1 protein-coding gene is annotated in these 1,334 nt (G+C 39.5%); it reads right to left on the reverse strand.

Translation table 11 applies throughout. The annotated features are described in order from the left end of the window. Positions 1-48: 48 nt before the first annotated feature. Positions 49-1,113, reverse strand: coding sequence for a 5'-nucleotidase C-terminal domain-containing protein (locus DXA97_RS19730; protein WP_243107795.1), 1,065 nt, complete (start codon positions 1,111-1,113; stop codon positions 49-51). Between the last annotated feature and the right edge of the window lie 221 nt (positions 1,114-1,334).

The following is a 1,334-nucleotide window of genomic DNA, read 5'->3' on the forward strand; positions in this document are numbered from 1 at the left end:
GCCTTGTTATTTTTTTTCTTTTCTTTACCGTTTGTTCTATCTCCACTTTTACTGTTCAACCTCTATATAGTCTTCCGGTGCTGACGGCTGCTGTCCTTTTGACATTGCTTCGATCCATGCACTTGATAATGTTGTATCTTTAAGCTGCTCAATCTCACATTTCGGATTTATTTTTTTCAAAACAGACATTGTGGTGTCTGTAAGAAGAATAGAGTATTCCTTTTCTTTGTCTATTTTCTTATCATTAACTGTCAAGTCCTTTAATGAAAATCCACTTTCCGCTTGATTGACGATCATTTTCATACCGGATGCAATTGGTAATTCGTATTTGTTGGTTACGTAAAAATTCTCATCAGCTTCGACGAGATAATTTTCCACGAGTTCACAAACCTGTTTACCATTCATTTTTGCAAAGTATAATGCTGTATCTGAACTCTTCGCTGTCATCATGCCAACCCGGCTATTAGTGCATTCTCCTTTGTACATAGAGGAAGTGAAATAATAATATGGCGCCAGAGCCAGCTGTGCATCATTTTCTTCTTTGATCGTAGTTAAAATGGAAGATGCTGCATCACGGCCATTTCTATCGTTCAGTGAAATGGAATATTCATTTTCAAAATTCACCGTTGCTTTTTCTTCTGGATCTTTACGATTCATTACACTGCGAAAAGTATCAAAAGCCTGTGTTTCATCCATTTCCCCTGACAGTAATCCGTGAACAGCCTCAAGACCTGCATCAAATGATCTTTGGGCGGAATATCGGATATAAACAGCATTATTATTAATCTCCTCTTCCAGTCCAGGCACATCCTGCATCATGGTTGGAACATCTGTATTCAATGAAATAACACCGCTTCCATCCGCAATCAGCTTTTGCCCTTCTTCTGAAATCATACAATCCAGCACATCCAATGCAGTATCCAGTTTCTCCCGGTCTTTTTCCAGATTTTTGTTAAATGCAATGTTTAAGGATGGAGTCATGTACACGTAGGATTCATTCGATGTCTGTGAAAAGTAAGGAATACGGATCAGCTCCGCATCCATCTGTTTCTGCAGCTGCTGCATAACCGTCGGATGTCCATGAAACATTGCTGATTTTTCCTCAACAAACATCTGGGTTCCTGTATCGATGTCAATATTGATATCTTCTTTACCAAAGTGCGAGTCCTTAAGAAACTGACTGGTTTCTGAAAAAATACGTTTCCATAATACATCATCAAACTTTACTTCATCCGCTGCAGTCTCTGCACCGTTTCGCCATTCAATACCATCCAGGCTTGTAAACTCACCGATTGCCGCCGCCTGGATGATTTCATTATTAGACCAGTCTTCCC

Source organism: Clostridium sp. OF09-36, assembly GCF_003481985.1.
Classification (GTDB): domain Bacteria; phylum Bacillota; class Clostridia; order Lachnospirales; family Lachnospiraceae; genus Brotaphodocola.